The organism is Pantoea sp. X-Soil-YNGN-785 (genome assembly GCF_059730585.1).
Genome location: NZ_AP035943.1, coordinates 541,119 through 564,718, shown reverse-complemented (window position 1 = coordinate 564,718; position 23,600 = coordinate 541,119). Strand labels below are relative to the sequence as shown.

Here is a 23,600-nt window from a genome sequence, read left to right as displayed (position 1 = left end):
GAGATCAACTTAACATGAGTTTTGCACCATGTTTTATAAATACCACGCCATTAACGTCCGCTTCTGGGATAAAGCGGACTTACACGTCTGCCCATATCCGCTATGAGGAAAAAGCTCCCCCTGACCTACAGGATGGTTGTCAGCCAGGAGTGCTTTCTGAAGTTTAAACTGCACTTTTGCATAAGATGACGACAGATAACGTTGATTTAATATATCCATCTGAAGGGCGGGGACACCATCAACCATTTTATTGAATCTTCTGGAGCACCTGCAATTGCGGCAGTCCTTCGTTATGCAAAAAACTGAGCGGACGTAAGGTCGTCTGCGTAGTTAGCGGCAGAAATATATCAGGTTACCGTTATCTGAAATTAGTGAATGAGGCCACACTCTGACGACACGCAGCAAAGTTAAAAGCAGAAAACCTGCTTAAACCATTGTCCCGGTTTCCATCTACAGTCCGTCAGCCTTCTGACCGATTACGCAGACCAGAAAATTATTCATCATTGCAATCGCCCGGCCGGTGGCAATCAGGTCGGCGGCAAGCAGGACGTCTTCCCGAAGGAGCATGGCCATGACGCCGGGCACCGCCATCAGCGCCTGCACGGGTTCAAAGGCTCTGTTCAGATGAACCAGATTGTTGGCAAAGGTGGAGGTCGTCAGGTAACTACCCCGAATCAGTTGGTTTACCATGAAATCCACGCCCTCCTTCAGGGCGTGAAGTGTCTTGTACATTTCCACTGAATCCTGTTCGCTGTCTGCATCGTGACTCATACTTTAAATGTTCCCACCATGGTTCGCAGGGCATGGGCCTGCTCTGAAAGCGACAGCGAGGCGGAGGACGACTCTTCAACCAGCGCTGCGTTATTCTGCGTCACACCGTCCATCTGGCTCACGGCAATGCTCACCTGCGAAATGCCCTGCATCTGCTCAGAGGAGGCCAGGGAAATCTCGTCCATCGATTCGGCCAGTTCAACGACCATATCTACGATTTTCAGGATGCTCTGTCCGGTTGATGACGCCACTGTGACGCCGCTTTCCACCTGTGTAACGGCCTGCTCAATCAATGTCTTAATGTCCTTAGCGGCCGTAGCGCTGCGCTGCGCCAGCGTTCTGACCTCACCAGCAACCACGGCAAAGCCGCGCCCCTCCTCACCCGCACGAGCAGCTTCAACCGCTGCATTCAGCGCCAGGATGTTCGTCTGGAACGCGATGCTCTCGATAACTGAGGTGATGTCACGCACCTTCGTGGCACTCACGGAGATATCATGCATGGTGTCTGACATATGTTTTACGTCAGACTCACCGCTGCGGGCCAGTTGCGCCGTTTCGCGTGCCGACTCGGCCGTCTGCCGGGCGCCGGCGGCGTTACTTTTTACGGTGGCTGAAAGCTGCTCCATACTGGCAGCAGTTTCCTGCAGGGCGGCGGCCTGCTGCTCGGTGCGTGAAGACAGCTCGGTGTTACCCTGTGAGATTTCGTCGGCGGCAAGCGCAACGGAGGCAGAGGTATCCTTGATTTGTGACACCAGACCGCGCAGGTTTGCCTGCATGCCGTCAAGGGAGGCCAGCAGGCTGGTTGAGTCGTTATGACGAAGTATCACTGGAGTTGTCAGGTCACCTGCCGCAATGGCCGATGCCAGCGCCTGAGCCTGCGCGGGTTCACCACCCAGCTGGTGCATCAGCACCCTGATAACGACAGCACAGGCAATAACGCTGACAATAATGGATGCGCCAGCCAGTAACATCAGGATGAGAGATGACTGCGATACTGAAGCACTGTGCTTCGCCACCTCAGAAGTACTGGTTTTCTGTTGTATTCCGGTCACGACCAGCAGATCACTCAGCATTGTGTCCTGTATGGGCTGTACTTCTTTTGTGAGACACTCAAAAAATTCTTTATCCCGGTTGGCCAGACCGAGCTGGCTGGCCCTGGCGAAGGTAGCAAAAAAGGATGTTTCCGTGTCGGTCAGCCTTTTAAATGCTGTGCGACCGGCCGGAAGTGAGTCCTTCTCCAGCAGGCTCCCCAGGGCCTGACGGTTAGCAGTAAACTGCGCCTGCGTTTCCTGCATACGCTCTGATACAGGTTTCATTGCGCCGGGATCAGTCAGCAGTCCAAGCGTTCTCACATCGATGGCCATCTGTCTTATTTCACCGAGCATGTCTTCTGCAATCTGATACTTTTTCATTTTGACGTTTACGATAACGTCCATACCTGTACGGGCCCGGTTCAGTGCATGCAATGCAGTCCCGGTGCAGATAACAAACAGGAGGATAAGCAGGCCAAAGCCTGCGATCAGTCGGGTAGATATTTTCATATTTTCTCGTTATGAAGTAATGCTGCTGTGTGTATTCGGGTACAGGCATTGCGATGTTCAGTCAGGGCTGCTGCTGCGCCTCCCCGACAGGCAAACATTCTGTTGGGTGTCTGACTGTGTTTCCCGCATGCTAAAAGCCCTTTAGCTACCCAGATGATCTGTTAATCAAAGCCCTGGCCAGTCGCGTCGAACCTTTATCATTTTTCCGGGTTTTATATCAGTGTGAGGAATATCGGCGGCAACAGCTGAAAACTCCAGACTCAGCCAAAAATAAATTGTGCACAATTTAATTGATGGCGATGTATTTTGTTTGTCGCATGCGAAGTGCAGGTTTGTGTGGCCAAAACCCTGTATCAGTTTTTCTCTTTCCGGGGCCATTGACGAGGATAACCATTTCCCATCCCATAAGCTGAATAAGCCGAACCTGAAACTGCCCGGACTGCGCTTTGCAAGTATCTGACGCTTCTGGTTCCGTTGAAGCAAGGCGGTATCATGGTGTCCGATTTGGGCCAGCGCCAGGATACAATCAGCCACCTGCTGAAGCAGGTTGAACTGGCAGGATTCATCAGTTGCGTAGGTAGCATTGGTCAGGATGAACGCAGGGTAGTCATCCTTCTCATCAAAGCGGATCGGACGTGTGAAAGCTGAAATGCAGATATACCTTAAGAGATGATTTGGGCAGTGGGCATCCCCAGCAAAACTCTGGACGAGCTGTTTGATAAGGTAAGAAATATTCAGCAGAAAATCATTCAGAGTGAGACTGAACGGTGAGATAAGGAGTTCTGCAGCTGACTTTTCAGCATTTTGTCAGACTTGTTAGCCTGGCGGCACAACGTCCGCTATGAGCGAAAAGCGGACATTGTGTCCTGCCTCGAGTGTCGTGTCTTTGACCGTAACAGTGTTTCGGTCAGCCAGAAATATCAGTTTCTTTTTCCGGGTCGCCAGCTCTAATCCGGGTTGCCACCAGGCTGGCTGCGAGTATGAATATGAGACATATCAGCGCCTGTACCCGAAGCGCAACATGTTGGTCAATCAGCATACCCATTACGACTGGGGAAGCGCCGCTGGCCAGTACGGTGCCTGCCTCAATGGCCGAGCGGACTTTTGCTAACTGCGCGGGGCCAAACAGCTGTACCCACAGCGCGGTCGCCAGCGTGGACGCAATGGCTGACGATATGCCGGTCATGATGAGATAAAACGGCGTGACCCACACGCTGTTACTGAGCCACAGCGCCAGCATGCCAGCGCCCTGTGGCAACAGAAACCACGGGAGCAGACGGCGCGGTGTGAGCCGGTCTATCAGAGGATCAAATGATAACAGGGATACCGCCTGCGTAACCGCGTAGACGATAAACCACGCAGCAACCCACGATAGTGCCCACCCTTTCTCCTCTGCCAGGCGCGCCTGATGGAAAAAGAAGCCCGTGGTGATAAAAGGTGACGCCAGCACCGCCAGCACCGCCGGCAGCGCCAGCAGCGGGTTCCGGTTTTTCCATATGGAAATCTCTTGAACCTTCTCTGTGCCCCGCTTTCTGAACGTCCGCAGCGGCTTTTCGGCAGCGCGCGGAAGACAACTGACAGCCAGCGCAACGCCGGCAACCAGGACAGCAGCGTTGATCAGCCAGGCCATGCGCCATCCCGTCAGATGGTTAATCTGCACGGCCGCGACCGGAAACAGCGCCTGCGCCAGCGATAGGCCCAGCGCGATAGCGCCCAGCGCCTTGCCGGCATCAAGCGGAAACTGGCGTGCAGTCGCAGTGAGTGCGGTATGCACCATCAGTCCCTGGCCGCCTAGGCGAAGCAGGTAAAAGCCGGCACAGAGCATCCATGCCGCCTGCGCACCGGATACGAGCAGGCACGCCGTCATCAGAAGCAGGGTAACGGCCAGGGTAAACCACCGTGTGGTGGTGTAATCAATCAGCCGGCCCGCCCAGGTCAGCGTGACGGCACTCAGCACGGTGCCAGCGGCATACAGCCCGCCCAGCCCGCCGTCGCTGAGCCCGAAGGCCTGACGCAGGTCCTGTCCGTAAAGCGATACGAAGTAAGTCTGCCCGAAACTCGACATCGCCATCAGTAATGCGCCGAAAGCGAGATGACTGCCGTGCTGGTACATAAAGCGAAACAGCTGACGCATGGTATTCCCTGAACACGGCTGATAAAGGCGCCGCACAAATGAACGCCTCCGGGACTGGTGTTCCGGAGGCGCGTGATGAAAAGGGCCAGGATTGCAGGCCCGTAAAGTTTATCGCAGCATCAGCAGCGGATGACGGCTTTCAGCCAGCATCGACGTGGTGTGGCTGCCGATAAAGAACCGGCGCAGCCGGGAGTGTCCCCAGGCACCAATCACGATCAGGTCCGTTCCGTTCTCCTTTGCGTAACGGCACAGGCCGCGCGGGACGGATTCATCCTGAATCAGCCGGGACTCTGCATCAATGCCGGCCGCCTGCAGGATCTGCTGCGCGTCGAGAAGTGAAGCATCGTCGCCGTTCACCATCACGACATGGCAGGTCAGGCCGCGAAGCAGCGGGCTTACGGTCAGACGGGTCAGGTTTCGGCGGCTCGCCTCGCTGCCGTCCCAGGCAAACAGCACCCGGGAGGGCGCGCTGAACGCTTCCGGCACGACCAGCACGGGCGCTTTCTGCAGGCGGATGACGCTTTCCAGCTGGCTGCCCACGGTGTGTTCCGCGCCGCGTCGTCCGAGAACCATCAGCCTGACGTCATCCAGCCCGGCAAGGATTTCATCCAGCGCGCCGTGCATCTGCAGCTGGCGCACTTCCGGCACCCCCACACGGGCCAGCCGCTCAGCGCAGCCGCCCAGAATGGCTTTACCCTGCGCCATGAGCAGGCGGCTGCGCTCGCCCTCCACTCGTACCAGCTCTTCGGTCAGCAGCTCTTTGCTGTCGATGCCAATGCTGCCGCTCAGGTCAGAGACGGCCGGATGACCGTCTTTTTCCAGCACGTGCAGCAGGGCCAGCGGCGCAGAGAGGCCGGCGGCGGCCCATGCCGCGTAGTCACAAACCGGCCCGGTTGACGGTGAACCGTCCACGCAGGCCACAACGGTATTGTTCATAGCTGAATCTCCTGTCGGTTAGTGACCGCCCATCAGTTTTTCCGCTTCTTCCGGCTTGTCGTGCACCCCGAAGCGGTCAACGAGGGTACGGGTGGCGTCGTTCATGCCCAGTATTTCCACCTCAGCACCTTCCCGGCGGAACTTAATTACCGCCCTGTCCAGCGCGCTCACGGAGGTGATGTCCCAGAAATGGGCGTGCGTGACGTCAATGACCACGCGCTCGGCCGCTTCCCTGAAATCAAAATGGCTCATAAAGCGATCGGCGGAGGCAAAAAAGACCTGGCCGGTCACGGTATAAGTCCGGGTATCGCCCTCCCGTGACGACCTGACCGTCATAAAGCGCGCTACCTTGGTGGCAAAGTTCAGCGAGGCAATCAGCACCCCGGTCAGCACGCCGAAGGCCAGATTGTCGGTGGCCACCACCACGACCACGGTTGCCAGCATGACCACGCTGGTCGACAGCGGATGGCGACGCAGGTCTGTAATGGAGCGCCAGGAGAAGGTGCCGATAGAAACCATGATCATGACGGCAACCAGCGCCGCCATCGGTATCTGCGACACCTGGTCGCGCAGGAAAATTATCAGGCAGAGCAGCACCAGTCCGGCTGTCAGGGTGGAGAGGCGCCCGCGCCCGCCGGACTTCACGTTAATCACCGACTGGCCAATCATGGCGCAGCCTGCCATGCCGCCGATAAACGCCGTGCAGACGTTGGCGATGCCCTGCGCCTTGCATTCGCGGTTTTTATCGCTCGGGGTATCGGTCATGTCGTCAACGATAGTGGCGGTCATCATGGATTCCAGCAGTCCCACCACGGCAAGGCCGGCGGAGTAAGGCAGGATAATCAGCAACGTGTCCAGGTTCAGCGGAATGTCCGGAATCAGGAACACCGGCAGGCTGTCGGGCAGCTTGCCCATGTCGCCCACGGTGCGCACGTCCAGGTGCAGCCACATGGAAATGGCGGTCAGCACCACGATGCAGACCAGCGGGGAGGGAATGGTTTTATTGAGGTACGGAAAGAGGTAGATGATTGCCAGGCCTGCGGCGGTGAGCGCATACACGTGCCAGGTAACGTTGGTCAGCTCCGGCAGCTGCGCCATGAAAATCAGAATGGCCAGCGCGTTGACGAAGCCCGTTACGACCGAGCGAGACACGTAGCGCATCAGGCTGCCAAGCTTCAGGTAGCCGGCAACCAGCTGCAGCAGGCCGGTAAGCACCGACGCCGCCAGCAGATACTGCAGACCGTGGTCTTTCACCAGGGTTATCATCAGCAGCGCCATCGCACCGGTGGCCGATGAAATCATCGCGGGGCGTCCGCCAAATATGGCCATCACCACGGGAATACAGAACGCCGAGTATAGGCCGACCTGCGGGTCGACTCCGGCAATGATGGAAAACGCAATCGCTTCAGGAATGAGCGCGAGCGCAACGACAATACCGGCGAGCACGTCATCACGGACGTTACCCAGCCAGTCCTTACGCGTTGAGGACAGCAGCATAATAATTTCTCAGATTTTGAATTTTGAATACAGTCAGCCCGTGAGGGCAAAAAATTCGGGTACGAAAAAGCACATCCGCAGACGGGATGTTTTTGAGTGCGCGACTGAGACTACTCAGTGCGACGGAGAGGGGTTACGACTCAGGGTGGCGTAAGACGCATGATTTTTTAAGTTCTCCTTTACGGCAAACGGTGCCTTCAGGACTGAATTAAGCCAGCGAAACCCTGTAGAAGGTTCGCTAACGGTGAAGCCCGATTTTATCAGGACAGGCGTTAAACTATAAACGAAAGCGATAAGAGGTCAACGTTTCAGCCCGCAATAAGGGTCGGCGACGGCAGCAGAAACATCAAAATGCCTGCGCCTAGCACATCAGATCGGGGCAGATCCGGCCCGGCCAAACATATTCGAATACATGAATGTGTATTGACGCCTTTGAGGTTAAAAGTCACACTGTTTTTTTACGTCTGCTATCGGGAACTATCATGCCACAGCTTGCTCCTCTTCAGCTCTTCAAGGGCCTGTCTGACGAAACGCGTTTAAACCTTGTCCTGCTTTTGCGGGAAAAAGGCGAACTCTGTGTGTGCGAGCTGACGCTTATTCTGAAAGAAAGCCAGCCTAAGATATCGCGGCATCTTGCTTTACTCAGAGATTCAGGCCTGCTCACTGACAGGCGTGAAGGTAAGTGGATTCATTACCGGCTTTCCCCTCACATGCCCGCCTGGGCTGCCGCCGTGATTGAACAGGCTTATCTGTGCCAGCGGGATGACATCGTTAGCCTCAGCCGGCAGGCTGAGCGGGATAATGCAACGACTAATGGCAAGCCCGTCTGCATTTAAAAATTTAACAATACATATGTGTTTTTTCATATTTATTTCTTACGTTCGCTGCGTCTGTTCTGACAGGAGCAGTATTTAAGGAGAGAGTATGCTTCTGGCGGGTGCAATTTTTATCCTGACGCTGGTACTGGTTATCTGGCAACCAAAAGGACTCAGTATTGGCTGGAGCGCTGTTATCGGCGCTGCGCTGGCGCTGCTGACCAGCGTGGTGCATATCGGTGATATTCCTGCCGTCTGGCAGATTGTCTGGAACGCCACGGCCACGTTTATTGCGGTCATCATCATCAGCCTGCTGCTGGATGAGTCCGGCTTTTTTGAGTGGGCGGCACTGCACGTTTCCCGCTGGGGAGGCGGTAAAGGCAGGCTGCTTTTCACGTATATCATCCTGCTGGGTGCGGCGGTGGCGGCGCTGTTTGCCAATGACGGCGCGGCGCTCATCCTGACGCCAATCGTTATCGCCATGCTGCTGGCACTGGGCTTCAGCCGGGGTGCCACGCTGGCCTTTGTCATGGCCGCCGGATTTATCGCGGACATGTCAAGCCTGCCACTCTTCGTGTCGAACCTGGTCAACATCGTGACGGCGGACTTCTTTAAGCTGGGCTTCAGCGAGTATGCGTCCGTCATGGTGCCGGTGAATATTGCGTCCGTGGCGGCCACGCTGGTGATGCTGCACCTGTTTTTTCGCAAAGACATCCCGGCAACCTATGACCTAGCGAAGCTGAAAGCGCCACGTGACGCTATCCGGGATATGCGGACCTTTAAAACCGGGTGGCTGGTGCTGATTCTGCTGCTGGCCAGCTTTTTTTGTCTGGAACCGCTCGGCGTGCCGGTCAGTCTGGTTGCGGCGGTGGCGGCATTTATTCTCTGGCTGGTTGCGCGCAAAGGACACGCTATTGATACCCGCAAAGTGCTGAAGGGCGCGCCCTGGCAGATAGTGATTTTCTCGCTGGGCATGTACCTCGTGGTGTATGGCCTGCGCAACGCCGGGCTGACGGATTATCTCTCTGCCATCCTGAACCGGTTTGCAGAGCACGGCATCTGGGGTGCCACGCTGGGAACCGGCTTCCTTACGGCCTTCCTGTCATCAGTGATGAACAACATGCCCACTGTGCTGATTGGCGCGCTGTCGATTGATGGCAGCACCGCTCAGGGCGTAGTAAAGCAGGCGATGATTTACGCCAATATTATCGGCTGTGACCTTGGCCCGAAAATCACCCCAATAGGCAGCCTCGCCACCCTGCTGTGGCTGCACGTTCTGGCACAGAAAAACATCACTGTCAGCTGGGGCTATTACTTCCGCGTGGGCATCGTAATGACCCTGCCGGTGCTTTTTGTGACGCTGGCCGCGCTGGCCCTGCGCCTGTCTGTTTAACCTTAACCCCGGGGCTGTGTCTGTGCAGCGCCGCAACGGAATACCGTTTATGACTGATATCACGATTTACCACAACCCGGCCTGCGGGACGTCGCGTAATACGCTGGCGCTTATCCGCAACAGCGGCGTGGAGCCCTCGGTGATTCTGTATCTGGAGACGCCGCCGGCGCGCGACGAGCTGCAAAAAATGATTGCGGATATGGGGATCAGTGTGCGCGCGCTGCTGCGCAAAAATACGGAACCGTATGTGCAGCTGGGGCTGGCAGAGGACCGGTTCAGCGATGATGAGCTGCTCGATGCCATGCTGGCTCACCCCATCCTTATTAACCGGCCGGTGGTGGTGACGCCGCTCGGCACGAAACTCTGTCGTCCGTCTGAAGCGGTTCTGGATATCCTGCCGGACCCGCAGAAAGGGGCCTTTACGAAAGAAGACGGTGAACAGGTCATCGATGAGCACGGTAACCGGATCAGCCGCTGACCCTGGGAAAACAAAAGACAAAAGCCGGCAGATGCCGGCTTTTTTATATGCTGCGCTGGTTGACCCGCTCAGACAGCTGCGCAGCACTCTCTTTCCTCTCGCTGTAGCGATCGGTCAGGTAATCACTGCGTCCGCGCGTCAGCAGGGTGAACTTCATCAGCTCCTCCATCACGTCAACGATGCGGTCGTAATACGGAGAAGGCTTCATGCGGCCGTCTTCCTCAAACTCGGCCCAGGCTTTTGCCACGGACGACTGATTCGGGATGGTGATCATGCGCATCCAGCGTCCGAGGATGCGCATCTGGTTGACGGCATTGAACGACTGCGATCCGCCGCTGACCTGCATGACCGCGAGCGTTTTTCCCTGAGAAGGCCGGACCACGCCGGACGTCAGGGGTATCCAGTCTATCTGTGCTTTCATGATGCCGGTCATCGCGCCGTGCCGTTCCGGCGAGCACCAGACCATGCCTTCCGACCAGAGCACCAGCTCGCGCAGTTCCGTGACTTTCGGATGCGTCTCCGGGACATCGTCGGGCAGAGGCAGTCCCGATGGATTGAAGATTTTCACCTCTGCGCCCATGGCCGTCAACAGCCGGGCGGCTTCTTCCGTCGTCAGACGGCTGTAAGAACGTTCACGCAGCGAGCCGTAGAGCATCAGGATGCGGGGCGGATGTGCCACTACCGGGGCATGTAGTTTCTCTTCCGTCAGCGGCCCATCCAGAAGTGCAGGGTCAATGTTTTTAAGGGTATCGTTCATGTTGTTCACAATGGGGTCTCTTCGTGAGTCGTCGCGGGTGACAGGCCGCAGCTGCCGCCTGCACAGCATTCTTCTGTCAGAAAGGCCATTAGCTGCTCAAGCTGTGCATAGCAGGGTCTGCAGAACAGAGTGCGGCTCTGCCTTTCCTGGCTGATCAGGCCGGCGGACATCAGCGCAGAAAGGTGATGGCTGAGTGTGGAGGGCGGAATGCCGAGGCGCTTCTGCAGTTGTCCGACCGGCAGGCCCTCATGGCCCGCCTTAACCAGTTCCCGATAAATGCCCAGGCGTGTCGGGTGTCCTAACTCCCGCAGTGCGTTTGCTGCAGTATCTAAATCCATATTACCTCCAAAACTGTATTTCCAGAATATTAGAAATATAGTCAGAGTCAAACAAGAACAACACCTTTGTATTTGAGCGATCAGTTAAAACTGGACGTCCGCTTCTGGCACATAGCGGACATGAGTAACAGGAGTATCCTGATGGCCTTCCCAGCTCTCTGCCGTTGCAGGTTCGTTGAGCCTCAGTCCTCTAACTGGCAAAATCGTTATCAACGTTGAATATTCTCTGACGTGGAGCCACCCTGCAGGAAAGGAACAATTGTTATTCTCCATCCTTTCCTGCTCAAAAAATAACCTCGCTCGCTTTCAGCGAAATATCAGAGACTGATGAGCGGCGGCACCTGTGCGCGCGCCGTCGCCGACGGCAATGGCCACGTTGCCTGCGGCAACCGCCACATCCCCGCAGGCAAATACGCCGGGAACGTTCGTTTCGCGCATAGTATCCACCTGAATAAATTCTCCGGTCGGCCCTGCTTCCAGCTTACATCCGAGCTGAGTGGCTAAAGGAGAACTCAGGCGTGTCCGGGGCTGAATAAACAGCCCGGCAAGCCTGATGACTCGCCCGCTGGCGAAAGTGATATCAGCCTGATCTTCGCCGATGGCCAAAATCGGCTCGGCTTCTACCGTTACGCCACGTCGGGCCAACTGGGCAAGTTGGGCGGCATCCGGTGTGAAGGCATCATTAAGGAACAGTGTGGTTGGCCCCCAGTCCGGCAGCATCAGCGCCTGATGGATAGCCAGCGGCGATGATGCCAGCACGCCGATCATTCCGCCATTCAGTTCATATCCGTGGCAATAGGGACAGTGAAAGATCTTCTTTCCCCACAGTGCGCTGAGTCCAGGAAGAGACGGCAGCTCATCTTTCACCCCCATCGCCAGAATCAGGCGCCGGGCCGCAAGCGACTGCGCGGATCCGACAGTGATGGCATAACCCTCTTGATCCGCTTTTGCATGTATGGCGGTGTCTGTCACCCATTCGACCGAGGGATAGGCCATCAGTTGCTCACGCGCCTTGCTGGCTATCGCGCCGGGATGCTCTCCGTCTTGCCCCAGAAAGCCATGCGAGCTTTCAACAAAGCGATTGCGGCGTTGTCCTGCATCAATGACCAAAATTTGCCGGCGCGCCCGTGCGAGCTGCAGCCCTGCGGAAATCCCGGCATAGCTGCCGCCAACGATAATCACGTCATAAACCATCTTGCTCTCCTGAAATCTGCTAAGGCAGAATGAGTTTCGATACAACATAAGTTACGTGATAATGAGATGTCAATACTCTCGTAACTTATGCTGTTTCGAGTTATGATCATCGCCAGTTCTTCAGGAAGCGATCGACATGAGAAATGACACCCGTCTTTCCCGCATGCTGCACATATTAATCCACATGTCCCGGCATGACCGGCCTGCCACGTCGGATACCATCGCGGAGATACTTAATACCAACCCAGTGGTGGTGCGGCGCACCATGGCGCTGCTGAAAGAAAAAGGCTATGTGCATTCGGAAAAAGGCCATCGGGGAGGCTGGACGCTAGCGAAGACGCTGGCGGATATCACCTTGCTTGATATTCATAAGGCGCTGGGCTCCTCTTCACTGTTCGCGATCGGCTTGTCGACCGACCATCCGGAATGCCTGGTTGAGCAGACGGTGAACGCCGCGTTAACCGAAGCGTTCGACGCGGCGCAGACGTTGCTGTTACAACGACTCGAAAGCGTCACCCTGGCAGAGTTAGCCAGCGATTTTGAACGCCGCTATCTGACGCGTTGAGAGTGTCTGCAGGAGCGGACTGAGAGCCTGAGGATGTTTGCTCCTGAAATGAACCGGTCACAACTTAGGTTTCCCGGTGCGCTTCTTATTAACATGTCCGCTTTTGGCACAAAGCGGACATGGGCTGAACAGGGTCAGCTTTATGCAAAAGGCTGACGAAACACGAAAAAGCCGCCTGCTGTTGGCCTGTCTAATCTACCAACTCTTATTAGGGCTACTCTTTGTCATAGAACCGCCGTCTACAGTGGCATCAATGGCGTTGCGAAAGTCTTCGGTGCCGCGCGGATGGAAGGCTTTACTGCATTTGCTTTGCGCTCTTTGTCGTGTGCCTTGTATCAGTCCTGGCTCTGTGCGCCCGTGTCGCGGCCAGTAAGCAGCGTGGCGACTGTCTCAGAAAATGCCGCCTTAAGGGCGGTTTTTTTGTAGGCAGGAGTATAAGGTTATTCGGCAGAATTGGCGTTTTATTAAATGGCGGAAAAAGAGAGAAAAGGCCGCTTTTGGTTGGCAAAAAAATTAGGGGAATAAATGAAATGCTCTTAGGATCTGACTAGTACCGGAAACGGCATATCTAAGGCGAAAAAAACTCGGTCTGGTAAACCGATTTAATTTTCTGTACCAAGCGCGGCTGGTGACCGTAGCCAATGCGTGAAATTTACAGCGTCTTCAATTCCAACGGTGCTTAAGAAACCGGTGCCCATGAGCATAATGAGTTCATGCTCATGGTGCCCGAGCATGCGCTGCTACGTTTCAAAGGTGAGCAAAACGGACGCACGACGTCTGTAGCGGTATACACAGACGCTATCGTAGACGCAGTTGCACCTAATATGCCTCAAGCTCAAGGAATGTCAAAATGACGCCAGAAGTTCATTTGATTAATGTCTTTCCTGCTGCCCGTAACGGCGGTAATCCGGCTCCCATCGTGGCTCATGCTGATGGCATGACCTCGGCAGATATGCAGGCGGTCGCCCACGCGTACGGGCATGAATGTGGCTTTGTTTGTTCACCGCCGGCCAATTCGGACTGTGATTTCGCGTTCCATTTCTGGGTGCCTAATCATGAGATGGATATGTGCGGACATGCCACGGTCGGGGCGGTATGGTTGTTGGACAAACTCGGACTGCTGCCGCAGGATCAGTTGTCAATCTGGACTCTGAGTGGCCGGGTAGAGGCGAGAGTGTCGCGTGACGAAGCCCATATGGTGCATGTTGAAATTACCCAGCCTCAAGGCTTAGTTGAGACACTTTTGGCGCCAGACATCGAAGCAGACATCCTTTCGGTGCTTGGCATCAGTTCAAATGAATTAGCACCGCTACCAATCCAGAATGCCTCGACCAGCAGGATCAAGACTTTAATCCCACTCAAGAACGTAGCAGTGCTGGACAGTTTGAAACCTGATTTCCGCAGGATGAAACAGTTGTGTGAGCGTATTGGCTCAACCGGTTTATATCCCTACGCTGCCTCGGATCTTGATGCCCGACAATTCGATGCGCGGCAGTTTCCTAAGTCCTCCGGATATCCCGAAGATGCAGCAACCGGCATTGCTGCGGCCGCACTGGCCTTCGGACTGTTGGAGCACGGCCTGGTCAGCGCAGATGATCGAACGGTGAGGATTCGGCAGGGCAGAGCCATGGGCCGCCCTTCCGAAATTTCATTGCGCTTTCGGCGCAATGCCGAGGGGCAAGTTCAGGGCTGCTGGCTCGGTGGAAATGTAGGTTTTGTCGAAGAGAAGATATGAGTCATCATGCAAAGCTGAGAGAGATGAATCTGCAGTTGCCCGAACCACGGGCCCCTAAGGGTAATTATGTTCCGGTGCTAGTGCACGGCGGTGTTGCTTATGTCAGTGGCTAAGTATGTCGCCTGGCTGAGAGCGTAATCGAGGGGCCTGCTCGCGCTGACGTTAGTTCATAATGACAACAACTAAGCCATGACATTTGGGTATACCCAGCCAACTTTTACGCTTTGAGGTTAACCATGGCGGATTTCCAATAGAATTGGCGTAGCGCGATCAACTGTAAAGAGTTCTAAATGTCCGCCATGAGCGAGAAGCGGACGCAACCGGGGTGACGTTAGTCCAGTTTGCTTGAAACAGAATTTAAAAGCCAGTTCAAATCATGGATGCCCAATCGGTGTATTGGTAGTATTCCGGTACAATGGAAAATGCCATTCAAAGGTTGAACTATGGGTACCGTAATTTCTCTTGAAGTGTCAGGAATGGGGATAGATTGGAGTAAGAATTCGCTGGGTATAGATCATGGAGGCCTGTTTCAAAGTGCTGATCATCACGTCAAGCCATTAAATGAAGATCAAATAGAGGAAAGAGAGGACTTCGACACTCCTGATGGCATCCTCAGTCGTACTGTGTTGCGTAAGCCTTTGGGGCAAGTAGCCTACCGATTGGAATTGTTGGGTTTCACTCTTGAAAATTTACGCTATGAGTATGAACTCATGGTTAAAGATTCAATTGAATACCAAGAGGAATTTAACGAATCCTGTCCGGAATATGCAAAGCCAATTAGTAACATGATGAGCTTTGATGAATTTGTTAACTTCATCAAGAGCGTAAACATTAGCGAACTAAACGAAGATTATATTAGCTTAGAAGATAGGGAAAAAGAACGCGAACTTATCATGGGTCGATTTAATAATGTTGAATTATTAAGCAGGATACCCAAATTCGACAATAACTTTGATAATGCATGATCTGAAAAGACTGCTTTTGGGACTTTAGTTAGCATACTACATCCATACTCAGTGATGCGACTTTTGGCCGAAAACCCCAATAATTATAATGAATCAGTCACTTGGGATTACGGAGATCTAGTTTCTGCTGGTTATGCGAATATAAAAGATATTCAGGTAAATGCTCGCAGACGTGACAGATTCCTGATTGCCACCGAGGGAAGCACCGACTCCAACGTCATCAAATACGCATTGCACCTCTTACGGCCTGATATAGAAGATTTTTTCCATTTTATCGACATGAGTGAAGGGTACCCGTTCACTGGTTCAGGAAATCTGGTTAAGTTCGCTGCGGGGCTCGTAAAAATCGACATTCAAAACTTGATTGTTTTCGTGTTAGATAATGATTGCGAAGGGATTGAAGCATATGACAAGATCCGCAAACTCGCATTGCCTCACAATATTAATTGCATTCATCTTCCTGACCTTCCTCATTTCAATCAATTTCCAGCTATTAGTCCTCACGGCATTACCTATGAAAACATTAATGGCCGGGCTGTAGCGATTGAATGCTATCTGGATCTAAAATTTTCTGATTATGTTGAAGCACAAATCCGGTGGTCCAATTACAAAAAGGAAAGCAATGCTTATCAAGGTGCGCTGGAAAATAAAGACTATTACACGAAAAAATTCATGAAACTAAAACCAGGGAGTAAGGATTTTAGCAAATATGATTTTTCCAAGCTCGCTATTGTATTGAATACATTGATAAAGGTGTGTTCAAAAATCTCATCAAAGATTCGAAAAAATGAAGTAGATGTTCAATATCCGGACTAAAAAGGCCGCATGCGCGGCCTGTATGAGTTAGCCGATATTGCGATGGCCAATGAGGAACATCACTCGCTGGTAATGTACCTGCCGGTTGCGGTGAAGTTGTAGCCCCTGCCCCCAAGCAATATCTGCAACCCTCTCCGCATCGGATCCGGTGCGTTCGTTTTCGCCCCTAGATTGCCAGAGTTTCAAAATCTCAGTATTCACGTTCATTTTCTGTTTCCTGTGTGTTTGGGAACACTCAGCGTCGTGTCACGACAGTGGGAACGCCAACATAATTTGGTGCGGGTAACGAAATATCTGCATCTGCTATTATCGTCAGCTGAAGGTTTGACCTATTCCCGGTTGAACACCACATTTTGATATCAGCAATGTCCGCTTCTGGCACAAAGCGGACATTCTGAGATCCAGAAAGTCAACAAGGGCGAAATCAGGTCTTAGTGCCGGATTTCACCCTGACTGACAGATGTTCATCAGATTATTTTCTCAACAGCAACACTACTTCGAGGCTTGTTCCGTTTATTCCAGGAGAACCGTCGTGACCTCCGTTGCTGTCTTACTGTAAATCCTGAGTGCCTAATCCGCCGGGTCCCGCTTTGCCGCCATTTCCCCCGTTATTAGAACTATCACCATTACCGCCGTTTCATCAATTCTCGCCTTTGCCTCCAGCAGAGCCACTTCCACCGGCATCACCATTACCGCCATCGGCTATTTGATGAACCAGGTGGGAAGTCTGCAATACATTTTTTTTCCTTATTTGCCCACGCATTTTCCATAGAGTTGAGAACCATCACACTAAAATGCTCAACGTGAAAACTTATTTAATCTGCTGTTCATCCGTAAGCTCCAGGCGCACCATTTCCGCCATTTGTGTTATCGATATTTGTGTTGTCGCCATTTAAACGTTCTGTTTAAACAGCCTGACCGGCCCGCTTCGGGTCCGTAAAAAAATGTCCATCATTTTTAATGGACATTATCGTGTCCAGCTCCTGACATGACGTCGCTGACGTGCATCTCTTCCATTTTGATTAAACGTTATCCTGTACCGGGCCATGAAACGATAAGGTCTCTCCCAAAACCAACATTAGTAAGCTCTTTATTCACTTCCGGCGTGCTGTTCTGTTAAAGAAAATGGTAATAGCGCAGGTCCACGGTACGACAGAAATGTTACGGATAGAGGAGGGCGGCTGCGCCCCGCAGGACGCAGCCGGATATCAGAAGGTAGTCCAGTTTCCGTCTGCATCAGCAGGCGTTTCTTTCTTAACTGTGGCGGGTACAGATACGATTGCTTGCCGGGTGACTGGGGGAGGTGAGACCGCCGCAAGCGTGAACACCGACACCGACTGCAGCAGCAGGGATGCCTGTTCGCGCAGGCTCTGCGAGGCTGACGTCGATTCCTCGACCAGTGAGGCGTTCTGCTGCGTCACACCATCCATCTCAGTTACGGCGATGCCAACCTGCTCAATACCGCGGGCCTGTTCGGCACTTGCAGCGGTAATTTCCTCAACGGTGTCACTTAACTGGCCGACCGATGACACGATATCTGCCATCGTGGTCACAGATCGGTTCGCCAGGATGCTGCCTGCACTTACGCTTGCCGAGTTTGCCTCAATCAGCTGACGGATTTCACCGGCCGCCGTGGCGCTGCGGCTGGCCAGCGTGCGTACCTCACCGGCGACGACGGCAAAACCTCGTCCCTGTTCGCCTGCGCGTGCTGCCTCTACTGCCGCATTAAGTGCCAGTATGTTGGTCTGGAAGGCAATGCTGTCAATCACCGATGTAATGTCCGCAATCCGGCCGGAGCTTTCGCCGATAGATTTCATGGTGCCGGAGATGTCGGCAGTGACCTCGTTGCCCTGACGGGCGACTTCCCTCACGTTGACGGCAAGCTGTGCCGCCTGGCGGGCATTGTCGGCGTTATTTCTGACTGTCACGCTGAGCTCGCTCATGGTAGCAGCCGTCTGCTCCAGCGCGCTGGCCTGCTCCTCGGTGCGCTGCGACAGGTCCGAGTTCCCCTGCGCAATCTGCAGGCTGGCTGCGGCAACGCTCTCGGCGTTCCGGCGTACTGTGCTGACCGTCTGCGCCAGCGAGTCCTGCATCTCAGCCACTGCGGTGAGCAGCATGCCGGTTTCATCCCGTCCGCTGACAGGTACAGCCTGGCTCAGGTCGCCGCGTGCGATGCGTTGTGCGGCAGCAAGCGTTATGTTCAACGGGCGGGTAATGCTGCGGGTGATGAGCCAGGCTGCGGCCGCAGCTAGCAGAACAGCGGCAGCACTCAGCGAAGTCAGCAGAATAGTGGCCGTATTTCGCTCATCTTCAGCAGCACTGCGCGCCGTTTGCATCTGTTCTTCCTGAAAAGAGACCAGGTCTGCAATAGTTTTCAGATAGTCAACCTGGGTCTGGTAGCGCGGACCAAGAAGAAGTTGCGCGGCCTCGTCCCGCTTACCCGCCATTCCCAGCGCGACAACATCATCAGAAAAGGCCAGATACTGAGTGCCGGTGCTCCTGATTGATGCAATCAACTCCCGGCTTTTGGGCGCCTTCAGCATGGCGTCGACCTGATCAACCGTCGCAGTGATTTTATCATGTACCCTGTCATAATCTTTTTTAAAGACTGCCTTCCGGTCAGGAGCATCTGCCAGAACAACGTTACGGACCAGCCGGCTAAGGTCAGTTGAATAGTAACGCAGATTAGTTGCAGCTGAGGCCTTCTGATAACGGCTGCCGGCAAGCGTATCCGCCGTTTCTCCCAGAGACTGAATGCGGCTAAATCCGGTAAATGCAACGATGACCAGAAGAAGAAGGATGAAGGCAAACGCAGCACCAAGCCGCGTGCCTATTCTGATGTTGTTCATAATGTTCCTGACTGAAATAACGTTTGTTTAATAAAGCGTTACATGGGCAAAACGCTTCTCTCTTATTTTTGTAAGGTCGTTCAGAGGCTGTTGTGGGCTATTGCTGTATGCGGCTTGCGCAAAAAGTCGGACTACAGGGAATGCATATCGATGCACTTACCTGTTCATACTTTGTTGATTTCGTAAAGATTAAAACGGGTATTGCCCGGCAGGGCTGGTGACAGAAATAAAAAAAACGACACAGAGCAATCAAGCCGGGAACCGCTTCTTAGAGGACAAACGCTGTCAGTGACAGAGGCAATCATACCGACAGGCATAGCTTTTATCGGTTCGCTTATCGAAAACTTTATTGCTGGTGAAAGATTACACCTGAGCGAGCGTATGCATTTCCGTTGGTAAAGGGTGAGTGCTTCTGCCGGAATCTTTATCTCCGTGAAACATAACCCTATTGATGTTCGCTTTAATCGAGAAGCGGACATTTTTATCAGGGCTGGATGCTCCCGGAGTGTTGTAACCGGTATTACTTCATAACGTCGAACAATCCAGCCACACACCAAGGGACTAAAGTCAGGTGCTTTTCTCAATTATCTGCAGACAGATTCGCCAGGCTAAACAGTAGAAAAATTAACTATTTACTTTGCTTATGCTGTTTGTGATCCGGCCGATAACATCAGTGTCATTATTTTTTACTCACAGGGAGCAATTATGTTAGGCAAGTTATTTGGAAAGCCTGCCTCCGTTCAGGAGGCCAGGCTGCCGGTATTACCTGAAGTGCCAGCTGAAGAGCTCCGGCCAGATAGTACGTTACCCGCCTCTATGGACAGTTTTCTGGCTCTGATGCCAGAGCTGTTGTGGATGTGTGAGGGTAAAGAAATTACCGACAGCACCAAATTATGGATTTCATCGGCTGCACCATTGGGTTTGCCACGTGGGAGTGGCGATCTCTCCACTCTGTCGGCGCTCTGTTCGCTTGTTCATGATGAAGATAAAAATCATTTCAGACAGCTTTTACGAAATGCTCAGCCTGGTCCTTCTCCGGGTACAAAACATGAATGCCGTTTTATGACGGCAGGCGGCAGCTATGAATGGTTTCAGGTAGCGGTAAAACGTGAACGCAGCGCCGATGGTACCAGCCAGAGACTGGCGGGGACGCTGCTGAATATCAGCAATGATAAGACGCATGAAAGTGAATATGACATTGTGATGACACGCTTCAACCTCTCGCGTGAAATGCTGAATGACGGACTCTGGGACCTCCAGATTATCAATGGTGATGCTCTGCACCCGAATAACGTTTTTTGGTGGTCTCCACAGTTCAGAAAATTGCTGGGATTTGAGACGGTTGAAGAATTCCCTGATGTCATTGATAGCTGGGCTTCGCGTCTTCATCCCGACGACAGTCAGCATACGCTGGATGCCTTCATTAAACACCTTAACGACCATTCAGGTGCAACAGGTTATGACGTTGAATACCGTGTCAGACTCAAAAATGGTAATTACCGTTGGTTCCGTGCTCGCGGTCAGACCCGACGCGACAAGGACGGTATACCTCTGCGGGCGGTCGGTGCACTGATTGATATACAGACGTTAAAGGATCAGGAGGTACAGAATAATAGCGAACGTCAGCGAAGAGATGACGCAGCGGCTTCTGTCAGAGAAATTGCTGATTTAGTCTCTGAAAATGCCAACATCGCTGCCCAGATTAAACTCATCTCACTGAACGCAAGCATTGAGGCCGCAAGAGCGGGCGTTCAGGGACGGGGCTTTTCTGTCATTGCCAGTGAAATTCGCGAACTGGCAGACAGAACCGCTGAGATAACAGAAAACATAAGCCGCCTGCAGGTCCGGCTTGATGCTTCTTCGCGCCTTTAAAGAGCATTGTGCAGCATGAGGTTCAAAAGCACATTTCCAGGTTTACGCCTGTGAAGTGTGCTCTTTAGTTAAAAGAAAATCGAATTATTAACGTGGGCAGATCAAATCAATTATACCGCTGCTTATTCTGTCCGCTTTTGTAACTAAGTAGATGCTGAAACTTCAGGCCACGATATAATCAGCTGCTGAATTTATAAATAAAGGTATCGTCAATCACTCCCATGCTATCCAGTCTATCAGAAGCTAATATGGCTTCAGGTTTGAACCCACACTTTAATGCAACAGACTGACTGCGCACGTTACGTCGGGCAGTGCGAATTTCGATTCTTATAGCGTTAAAAAATTCCGAGGCTATTTTTGTAGCCAGCTTGCATGCTTCGGGCATTATGCCTTTTCCCATCGCATCCGTGGCAAGCCAGTACCCGATCTCGAAATAAGGAATAGCACGATTTCTTATGAATAAGCTTATACAACCTAATAGCTCATCTGACGTACAATCAATAATCAAAAACTTATATTCTGCTCTGTCATTCAGGAAGTTTTCTGCTGCTTCCAACATATTCTCCCTGACTGAAGAAAACGAATGAAAGCCAGGAGACCAGAGTAGAAACTCATGATGAAACGAACTGAATTCATTTAGTTTACGTTGCATTTCTTCTGAACGACTCAGGTCTGGCGCAGTCAGATAAAAACGGTCGTGTTGCAATAAATAAGCAGGAATTTCATCAATATGCATCTTCACCCTTCCATTTATACAACCTATTGATTTACTTAGCACACGCCGGAATAAATTGCATCCGATTTATACAGAACAGGCTAGTGAAAGAATGGATTACTCAATGACAAGCAGGAGCCGTGTACAGCTAAAAGTATTACCGAAAGATTTTAATCCAATGGGCGGGTAACGGGGTCCGCTTCTGGCACAGAGCGAGCGGGCCCCCATTTCAACGCGATTGCGCCAGGCAAGATAGTGAACCGGCGACACCCTCCCTACTGGCATATCATGCTCATGAGCGCCACCGATGATGCCCTGAAGACTGTATTAGCCGATAACCATCATCAGCGCGCCGCACTCGGCAACCCGGTCATGGATAAACCTTAATCGATCAGGCATACGACCGCTTTTTAGCCAGGCGTCAGGGTGCAGCTGTAGCGTATTCGACCCCTATCCAACAGGACAATGACCGGCCCCTGTGGAGCGTATCAGTCGCCAGGGGAAACTCGTGGCGGATGTATTGGCCGGCATAGGCCTGACGGTAGTCGCCAGCACGCCTGAGCAGACGTCGACGGTTTAATTATGGCCCGGGCGATCCCACATCATCACAACGATTGATGATCTGGGCGTTTGCACCAAAGCCATTACACTGACGCGGGTAAAATGGTGCGACTTAGTAGCGGATAAGCAGGAACCAGTTCAGCACCTGATTGATCAGGCGCTGTCAGAAGGCAGACTTGTGACGGCACGCGGTCTGGCCTTTAAGCGGAAAGTAAGGCGCGCTTAAATGAGAATATATGCGCACGTGCGGCTTCGGCTGCGCGTTGCGTATCGCCTGATTCCAGCGCCGCAATGATTTCATTATGCTCAGCGATCACTTCATCCATATGCGCCACGTTGGAAAGTGTGGTGGCCCAGAAACGCTGCGCTTGTGCATGAATCACGCTAAGGATATCAGCAAGATGACGATTATCGGCAATCTCAGCCAATACCTGATGAAACTCGCGATCCAGCAGCATCATCTGTTCGCGGCTGCGTAACTGGCTCGCCTTATCAATTTGCTGATTAAGATGACGCAGGCGCTGAAGCTGCGTATCCGTCACCTTCTGGCTGCCAAGCTCAATACAGAGCGTTTCATTTACCAGCCGTACTTCAATCAACTCCAGTGCGTCATCAATCGATAATGGCGCCACCATTACTCCTTTACGCGGGATAATTTGCAGTAGACCTTCGGTTGCGAGGCGATGAACCGCCTGATTAACCGGTGTACGGCCTATCGCCAGATCGTCCATTACCTGAGCGGTGTTAAGGTATTCGCCAGGCTTGTAACGCAGCGTAATGAGCTTGTGCCTGAAAGCCAGATAGGCTTGTTCATTAAGAGAAAGGCTTTTATCTGCGCTGCCTGGGTTCACATTTTCCGCCACTGATTCACTCATCACCACGTTCCTTTTTTTACCTATGAGACATCTTAACAAAAATCTGGCATGAAAATCGCTAGTTTAAAATTACTGTGAAATTTCACTGTAATTTCAAACCGGAGGTTTTCTTATGCAGTTGCGATTCTCTACGGGCGACAAAGCCGCTACCACACTGAACGTGGACGTTACACATTTCATTATTGCTGGCTGGGCTGGCCGCGACAGTGAAGCCGTGTTGCACCATATCCGTGAATTAGAAGCGCTCGGTGTGCCCGCTCCCGGTGCAGTACCACTTTTTTACCGGGTTGCGGTTAATCAACTCAGCCAGCAATCACAGCTTGAAGTGGTTGGCGAGCATACCTCCGGCGAAGCCGAACCATTCGTCTTCTCGCATCGCGGCGAGTTGTGGGTTTCACTCACGTCTGATCATACCGACCGCCATCTGGAAACCTTCAGCGTTGCGCTCTCTAAGCAGGCGTGTATCAAGCCGGTCGCCAGCGTCGCGTGGCGTATGAACGACGTTACCGAACACTGGGATGTGCTTGAACTCAGCTCATGGATCAAAGAGCAGGGTAAATGGGTCATTTATCAGCAGGGCACGCTGGCATCACTGCTGACACCACAGGATTTGCTCGCGCGCTATTTTAATGGCGGTGTCGCGGAAGAGGGCGTTGCTATGTCCTGCGGCACGCTGGGCGCAATTGGCGGCATCCGGCCATCCAGCGAATTCCGCATGGCGCTGCACGATCCGGTGCTTAATCGCACGCTGGAACACGCCTACACCACCGGCGCGCTGCCGGTGGTGGCATAA

General features: G+C 53.0%; 19 protein-coding genes and 1 pseudogene. 8 read left to right on the top strand and 12 right to left on the bottom strand.

Annotated elements, in window-relative coordinates:
* Positions 1–450: 450 nt before the first annotated feature.
* From AC6I8E_RS21265 to AC6I8E_RS21245, 5 genes are all read right to left on the bottom strand, one after another.
* Entirely contained in the window at positions 451–732 is a 282-nt protein-coding gene (locus AC6I8E_RS21265; RefSeq protein WP_370422746.1) for a hypothetical protein, read from the bottom strand.
* Between the two features lie 35 nt (positions 733–767).
* Positions 768–2,312, bottom strand: coding sequence for a methyl-accepting chemotaxis protein (locus AC6I8E_RS21260; RefSeq protein WP_313677490.1), 1,545 nt, complete (start codon positions 2,310–2,312; stop codon positions 768–770).
* 907 nt (positions 2,313–3,219) lie between these two features.
* Complete coding sequence (locus AC6I8E_RS21255) at positions 3,220–4,446, bottom strand: MFS transporter (RefSeq protein ID WP_497824801.1); 1,227 nt, start codon at positions 4,444–4,446, stop codon at positions 3,220–3,222.
* A gap of 108 nt (positions 4,447–4,554) precedes the next feature.
* Positions 4,555–5,382, bottom strand: a complete 828-nt coding sequence (locus AC6I8E_RS21250; protein WP_313677493.1) for a universal stress protein — start codon at positions 5,380–5,382, stop codon at positions 4,555–4,557.
* Positions 5,383–5,400: 18 nt separating this feature from the next.
* Positions 5,401–6,879 carry a SulP family inorganic anion transporter gene (locus tag AC6I8E_RS21245; protein ID WP_313677495.1) on the bottom strand — a complete coding sequence of 493 codons (1,479 nt, stop codon included), beginning with the start codon at positions 6,877–6,879 and terminating at the stop codon, positions 5,401–5,403.
* A gap of 482 nt (positions 6,880–7,361) precedes the next feature.
* Between AC6I8E_RS21245 and AC6I8E_RS21240 the strand changes: the two genes are divergently transcribed.
* From AC6I8E_RS21240 to arsC, 3 genes are all read left to right on the top strand, one after another.
* Positions 7,362–7,715: a metalloregulator ArsR/SmtB family transcription factor gene (locus AC6I8E_RS21240; RefSeq protein WP_313677497.1), complete on the top strand. Its 354-nt coding sequence runs from the start codon at positions 7,362–7,364 to the stop codon at positions 7,713–7,715.
* An 88-nt stretch (positions 7,716–7,803) separates the two neighbouring features.
* Positions 7,804–9,087, top strand: coding sequence for an arsenic transporter (locus AC6I8E_RS21235; protein ID WP_497824800.1), 1,284 nt, complete (start codon positions 7,804–7,806; stop codon positions 9,085–9,087).
* 49 nt (positions 9,088–9,136) lie between these two features.
* The gene (arsC, locus tag AC6I8E_RS21230; protein ID WP_497824799.1) at positions 9,137–9,565 is read left to right on the top strand and encodes a glutaredoxin-dependent arsenate reductase; all 429 of its coding nucleotides are present in this window, start codon (positions 9,137–9,139) and stop codon (positions 9,563–9,565) included.
* Between the two features lie 43 nt (positions 9,566–9,608).
* Here the strand turns inward: arsC and arsH are convergent, their stop codons facing one another.
* The 3 genes from arsH to AC6I8E_RS21215 all read right to left on the bottom strand — a co-directional run bounded on the left by arsH (position 9,609) and on the right by AC6I8E_RS21215 (position 11,854).
* Positions 9,609–10,322: an arsenical resistance protein ArsH gene (arsH, locus tag AC6I8E_RS21225; RefSeq protein ID WP_497824798.1), complete on the bottom strand. Its 714-nt coding sequence runs from the start codon at positions 10,320–10,322 to the stop codon at positions 9,609–9,611.
* A gap of 5 nt (positions 10,323–10,327) precedes the next feature.
* Positions 10,328–10,660, bottom strand: a complete 333-nt coding sequence (locus tag AC6I8E_RS21220; RefSeq protein WP_313677504.1) for an ArsR/SmtB family transcription factor — start codon at positions 10,658–10,660, stop codon at positions 10,328–10,330.
* A gap of 306 nt (positions 10,661–10,966) precedes the next feature.
* Positions 10,967–11,854, bottom strand: coding sequence for an NAD(P)/FAD-dependent oxidoreductase (locus tag AC6I8E_RS21215; RefSeq protein WP_497824797.1), 888 nt, complete (start codon positions 11,852–11,854; stop codon positions 10,967–10,969).
* A 136-nt stretch (positions 11,855–11,990) separates the two neighbouring features.
* Between AC6I8E_RS21215 and AC6I8E_RS21210 the strand changes: the two genes are divergently transcribed.
* The 3 genes and pseudogenes from AC6I8E_RS21210 (at position 11,991) to AC6I8E_RS21200 (ending at position 15,935) form a co-directional block, all read left to right on the top strand.
* The gene (locus tag AC6I8E_RS21210) at positions 11,991–12,419 is read left to right on the top strand and encodes an Rrf2 family transcriptional regulator (protein ID WP_497824796.1); all 429 of its coding nucleotides are present in this window, start codon (positions 11,991–11,993) and stop codon (positions 12,417–12,419) included.
* Positions 12,420–13,269: 850 nt separating this feature from the next.
* Positions 13,270–14,154 carry a PhzF family phenazine biosynthesis protein gene (locus tag AC6I8E_RS21205; protein ID WP_140915679.1) on the top strand — a complete coding sequence of 295 codons (885 nt, stop codon included), beginning with the start codon at positions 13,270–13,272 and terminating at the stop codon, positions 14,152–14,154.
* 443 nt (positions 14,155–14,597) lie between these two features.
* Positions 14,598–15,935, top strand: a pseudogene (locus tag AC6I8E_RS21200) (HEPN/Toprim-associated domain-containing protein).
* A gap of 27 nt (positions 15,936–15,962) precedes the next feature.
* On the opposite strand, the gene AC6I8E_RS21195 reads toward AC6I8E_RS21200, so the two are convergent.
* Together AC6I8E_RS21195 and AC6I8E_RS21190 are read right to left on the bottom strand one after the other, a co-directional pair.
* Entirely contained in the window at positions 15,963–16,142 is a 180-nt protein-coding gene (locus AC6I8E_RS21195; protein ID WP_313677510.1) for a hypothetical protein, read from the bottom strand.
* Between the two features lie 1,001 nt (positions 16,143–17,143).
* Positions 17,144–18,784, bottom strand: a complete 1,641-nt coding sequence (locus AC6I8E_RS21190; RefSeq protein WP_013196052.1) for a methyl-accepting chemotaxis protein — start codon at positions 18,782–18,784, stop codon at positions 17,144–17,146.
* 705 nt (positions 18,785–19,489) lie between these two features.
* Here AC6I8E_RS21190 and AC6I8E_RS21185 point away from each other — a divergent pair.
* Entirely contained in the window at positions 19,490–20,656 is a 1,167-nt protein-coding gene (locus AC6I8E_RS21185; RefSeq protein ID WP_201251486.1) for a methyl-accepting chemotaxis protein, read from the top strand.
* Between the two features lie 178 nt (positions 20,657–20,834).
* Here AC6I8E_RS21185 and AC6I8E_RS21180 read toward each other — a convergent pair whose 3' ends face one another.
* Both AC6I8E_RS21180 and AC6I8E_RS21175 read right to left on the bottom strand, forming a co-directional pair.
* Positions 20,835–21,392 (bottom strand): GNAT family N-acetyltransferase, encoded by a 558-nt coding sequence (locus AC6I8E_RS21180; protein ID WP_041456465.1) that lies wholly within the window; start codon positions 21,390–21,392, stop codon positions 20,835–20,837.
* Positions 21,393–22,132: 740 nt separating this feature from the next.
* Entirely contained in the window at positions 22,133–22,807 is a 675-nt protein-coding gene (locus tag AC6I8E_RS21175; protein ID WP_418163189.1) for a GntR family transcriptional regulator, read from the bottom strand.
* Between the two features lie 112 nt (positions 22,808–22,919).
* Between AC6I8E_RS21175 and AC6I8E_RS21170 the strand changes: the two genes are divergently transcribed.
* Positions 22,920–23,600: a DUF2848 domain-containing protein gene (locus AC6I8E_RS21170; RefSeq protein ID WP_497824795.1), complete on the top strand. Its 681-nt coding sequence runs from the start codon at positions 22,920–22,922 to the stop codon at positions 23,598–23,600.

Coding starts and splice junctions, on each gene's coding strand:
- AC6I8E_RS21210 (WP_497824796.1), top strand. CDS start 11,991: ATGAGAAATGACACCCGTCTTTCCCGCATGCTGCACATATTAATCCAC.
- AC6I8E_RS21180 (WP_041456465.1), bottom strand. CDS start 21,392: ATGCATATTGATGAAATTCCTGCTTATTTATTGCAACACGACCGTTTT.
- AC6I8E_RS21175 (WP_418163189.1), bottom strand. CDS start 22,807: ATGAGTGAATCAGTGGCGGAAAATGTGAACCCAGGCAGCGCAGATAAA.
- AC6I8E_RS21240 (WP_313677497.1), top strand. CDS start 7,362: ATGCCACAGCTTGCTCCTCTTCAGCTCTTCAAGGGCCTGTCTGACGAA.
- AC6I8E_RS21255 (WP_497824801.1), bottom strand. CDS start 4,446: ATGCGTCAGCTGTTTCGCTTTATGTACCAGCACGGCAGTCATCTCGCT.
- AC6I8E_RS21260 (WP_313677490.1), bottom strand. CDS start 2,312: ATGAAAATATCTACCCGACTGATCGCAGGCTTTGGCCTGCTTATCCTC.
- AC6I8E_RS21245 (WP_313677495.1), bottom strand. CDS start 6,879: ATGCTGCTGTCCTCAACGCGTAAGGACTGGCTGGGTAACGTCCGTGAT.
- AC6I8E_RS21220 (WP_313677504.1), bottom strand. CDS start 10,660: ATGGATTTAGATACTGCAGCAAACGCACTGCGGGAGTTAGGACACCCG.
- AC6I8E_RS21195 (WP_313677510.1), bottom strand. CDS start 16,142: ATGAACGTGAATACTGAGATTTTGAAACTCTGGCAATCTAGGGGCGAA.
- arsC (WP_497824799.1), top strand. CDS start 9,137: ATGACTGATATCACGATTTACCACAACCCGGCCTGCGGGACGTCGCGT.
- AC6I8E_RS21190 (WP_013196052.1), bottom strand. CDS start 18,784: ATGAACAACATCAGAATAGGCACGCGGCTTGGTGCTGCGTTTGCCTTC.
- AC6I8E_RS21215 (WP_497824797.1), bottom strand. CDS start 11,854: ATGGTTTATGACGTGATTATCGTTGGCGGCAGCTATGCCGGGATTTCC.
- AC6I8E_RS21265 (WP_370422746.1), bottom strand. CDS start 732: ATGTACAAGACACTTCACGCCCTGAAGGAGGGCGTGGATTTCATGGTA.
- AC6I8E_RS21185 (WP_201251486.1), top strand. CDS start 19,490: ATGTTAGGCAAGTTATTTGGAAAGCCTGCCTCCGTTCAGGAGGCCAGG.
- AC6I8E_RS21250 (WP_313677493.1), bottom strand. CDS start 5,382: ATGAACAATACCGTTGTGGCCTGCGTGGACGGTTCACCGTCAACCGGG.
- AC6I8E_RS21205 (WP_140915679.1), top strand. CDS start 13,270: ATGACGCCAGAAGTTCATTTGATTAATGTCTTTCCTGCTGCCCGTAAC.
- AC6I8E_RS21170 (WP_497824795.1), top strand. CDS start 22,920: ATGCAGTTGCGATTCTCTACGGGCGACAAAGCCGCTACCACACTGAAC.
- AC6I8E_RS21235 (WP_497824800.1), top strand. CDS start 7,804: ATGCTTCTGGCGGGTGCAATTTTTATCCTGACGCTGGTACTGGTTATC.
- arsH (WP_497824798.1), bottom strand. CDS start 10,322: ATGAACGATACCCTTAAAAACATTGACCCTGCACTTCTGGATGGGCCG.